Source organism: Bathymodiolus platifrons methanotrophic gill symbiont, assembly GCF_002189065.1.
In the GTDB taxonomy this organism is placed as follows: Bacteria; Pseudomonadota; Gammaproteobacteria; order Methylococcales; family Methylomonadaceae; genus Methyloprofundus.
Map to the genome: position 1 here is coordinate 1 of NZ_BDMN01000281.1, position 3,344 is coordinate 3,344.

At 39.1% G+C, this 3,344-nt stretch carries 5 protein-coding genes; 1 reads left to right on the forward strand and 4 read right to left on the reverse strand.

What is annotated here, in order from left to right; all coding sequences use genetic code 11:
* Window positions 1-261: hypothetical protein (locus tag CDZ78_RS22135; RefSeq protein ID WP_167374327.1), on the forward strand; the 261-nt coding region annotated here is incomplete at its 5' end.
* A gap of 153 nt (window positions 262-414) precedes the next feature.
* Here CDZ78_RS22135 and CDZ78_RS15105 read toward each other — a convergent pair.
* The 4 genes from CDZ78_RS15105 to CDZ78_RS15115 all read right to left on the reverse strand — a co-directional run.
* Window positions 415-1,074 carry an ABC transporter permease gene (locus CDZ78_RS15105; RefSeq protein ID WP_167374328.1) on the reverse strand — a complete coding sequence of 220 codons (660 nt, stop codon included), beginning with the start codon at window positions 1,072-1,074 and terminating at the stop codon, window positions 415-417.
* A 7-nt stretch (window positions 1,075-1,081) separates the two neighbouring features.
* On the reverse strand, window positions 1,082-1,387 hold the full coding sequence (locus CDZ78_RS22140; protein ID WP_167374329.1) for a hypothetical protein: 306 nt from the start codon (window positions 1,385-1,387) through the stop codon (window positions 1,082-1,084).
* 355 nt (window positions 1,388-1,742) lie between these two features.
* Window positions 1,743-2,792: an ABC transporter permease gene (locus CDZ78_RS15110; RefSeq protein WP_230991171.1), complete on the reverse strand. Its 1,050-nt coding sequence runs from the start codon at window positions 2,790-2,792 to the stop codon at window positions 1,743-1,745.
* Between the two features lie 129 nt (window positions 2,793-2,921).
* Window positions 2,922-3,344, reverse strand: a 423-nt coding sequence (locus CDZ78_RS15115; protein ID WP_140414095.1) for a transposase, incomplete at its 5' end; no start/stop codon positions are given.

Sequence of the window (3,344 nt, forward strand, 5' to 3'; positions counted from 1 at the left end):
TTAAATAGTCTGTTAAATCTGCAACCAGACGAAATGGATCCGAAACAAACAATACAGGCAAACTTTAAAAATAGCCTGGCAACCATGTCGAGGCATCTGGAAGATATCATGTTTGTTCCGGCACGCTGTATCAAAAAAGTGATGGATGACATTGTCAGCTCTATTTCACGAAATCATCAAAAGCTCAGACCGGGTCGATCCTATATTAGGAAATCCAAAAAGCCTGTGAACAAATGGCGGGGGTGTGAATCGACGGCCTAATGTAGATTTGAAATGGGTAAAGTGATTTCTCATGCGATTGCATTCGTGCGGGCTCTTAACCGAAGGGGGTAATGGCTTAAGCGAATGCCATTGGCGTAATGAGGGGCTAAGGGGAGGTGAATGATTACCCTATGACTACGTTTGTCTAACATTTTATAACTCTCTTAACACTTGCATTGAAGACTGGTTAACGACAGAACGTGTTCCCCATAAACCAGCTAAACCTATAAAGAATGCAGAGGCGATTGGGAATAACAAACATAAAGTCAGGTTAATATTAAAGCCCATTTTTAGTACCCAATGATATAGAAAGAAAATAACCAGTTGCGCCATTAAAACTGCTAATAAGCCTGCTATAAACCCTAGTGCACTAAACTCGATCCACTGTATTTTTTGTAAAAAACTCCGCTTTGCACCTAAAGTACGCATTAATACACCTGTATATATACGACTGTCCAATGTTGTTTGTACTGCTGCAAATAGCACCAGAAATCCTGCAATCAAGCCAAAATACAATAAATAATTAATTGCAGCAGTTAACTGCGTCAGAATTTGTTTTATTTGCTGTAATAGTAAATCAACATCTAATACTGTCATTGCAGGATATTTCTTAAGTAATTGATTTAATATATCTTTATTATCATTTGATAAATAAAAACTGGTAATATATGTATGTGCAAACTGATCGATACTGCCTGGTGAAAACATCATATAGAAATTAGGCTTCATGGTATCCCAATCGACTTTTCTAATATTATCAACCTGTGCTTTTATTTGCTGACTACCAATCGTGAAAGTTAATATATCCCCCACTGCTAGCTTAAGACTTTTTGCCAGTTTTTGTTCTACTGAAACAAGACCTGGTTAAACTAAGATCACGATGTATCGCACGTTCACCTTGAGATTCTTTAGTTACGATTTGTTGTACCGGTGTCGCATTAATTTCAACCAGCCGCCCCCTGACCACTGGATAAAAACGACTGATTTTTACTCCTTGCTGTTTTAATACCTGTTCCAATTCATCTTTCTGATCTGCAAAAACATTCAGCGCAAAATGATTTGGCGCTTCATCTGGTAATTGCTTTTGCCAGTCATTGATTAAATCTGAGCGTACTGTAAAACTCAAAATAATAGCCAACATGGTAATACTAAAAGCTAAAATCTGTACACTATTAGACTCTCTGTTTTTTGATAATCCCTGCAAACCAATCGGGGAGTCGCTATTTTAGCGAAAGCTTGTTTTGGGCATCCCAGCCCAAGCAAGCAGCAAAAACTTAACGCGACCACTTATGCCTCCGGCGGCCCCGATTCGTCCTCGTCACCTCGTCCCGACCCAACAAGGGGTCGGAACATAGGCTCCAAATGACTTGACGCCGTGTCGGATGGCCTTTTATTTTGTCTCCACCTTCGCTAACGCTCAGACTCCGACAAAACAACGACCCTACGGCTATCGCGGACTAAAAATCATCACTTCGCTTAGGCTACGTTTCCCTGATTTTCAGCGAACGCCATGTTAAATTAGCATAAGCTAACAAAAAACGGCTAGCTCCTAGTATGAGATAAACAAGCCCTGCTATAAATAATAAACAGATAGCAGATGAGCCAATAATACTGACTGTCATTTTCAAGTCTTCTGTATATTGGCTAATTAAGGTAAACAGTAGACTCAAAGCCAACCCATAAACCAGCCAGGCACTACTCGGTAATGGAACTAAGTCACGACGTAATATACGCAAAGGTGATACCTGTTTTAAGCGCAGTAATGGAGGTAGCGCAAAACCGAATAACACTACGATTCCCATAATCATGCCAAATAAAACTGCAAGTATACTGGGATCTGCCAATTTGGCCGGCAGTAACTCACGTAGGGTATACAATAAAACTTCCTGAGTTGCCCAACCTAATACACAACCCACACTACTAGCAATCAAACCAATCAATAAAAATTGCCATAAAAATAATTGCAACACCTGGTTTTGCTTATATCCTAGACAGCGCAAAATAGCAGTACTATTAAAATGTCGCTCACTATATCGCCGTGTTGCCATTGCAATCGCAACCCCGGAAATTAATATAACAACAATGCTGGATAAACCTAAATATCGTTCAGCTTTTTGTAATGCAGAGCCTAATTTCGGTCTATCCTGATAAACATCCATCAGTCGTTGTGATACACCTAGCTGAGGCTTTAACCAGTGCTTAAAATCTAAAATACTAACCTCCGACCCAGCAAACTGAAAAAATCGATGCACATGACTTCCTGGTTGTAATATTCTAGTCGCAGCAAGATCCGCCGCTGTAATCATCACTCTGGGTGATAAACTATACAAATCTCCGCGTTTATCTGGCTCGTAGCTGATAATCTGGCTAATTACCAGAGCCAACTCTCCCACTCTTAATTGATCACCCAATTTAAGCTTTAAGGCTGATAAAATTCTAGCATCAACCCATGCCTGTCCAGAATTAGGGCCATGATAGACAATTTTTTCCTGATCATAGCCTTCCTGCCTTACCTTTAAATATCCGTACAAAGGATAATTTTCACTAACAGCTTTAACACCTGCCAGTAAAAATTCATCATTTCCATCAATACAGTGGAGAACTCAGTAGCTTGTGATTGTTTTAAACTGAGATTCTTTGCTTTTTGAAAAATTTTGGCTCTATGTGAATCCTAGTGGGTAGTCGAATTTTAACTTACCACAAAGAAAGTAAATCATATTGATAAAATTATTAATATTGCGATAACCTCTTGCTCGTCGTTTGGCCAGTTGGACCTTGCTATTAATTCCCTCAAGAATTCCATTTGTAATCTTTGTTTCAACGAAATGAATAATGCCAGACCAATGGCTCCGAACGGTCTTTACAAACTTCATAAATGCTGAGATTTTAGATTTTTCTACTTCTTCACACCACTGCTTTAGAAAGGCTTCAGCCGATACTTTATCGGGCATTGACCATAAGTCATTAAAAAGCTCTTTCAATCGATATGCCTGCCCTAACGTAGGATATAGGTCAATCATTTCAGCTAATGAAACTTCTTGTTTATTGGTTAAGTTTTCTCGGTTCCTTAAAAAAGTATATTT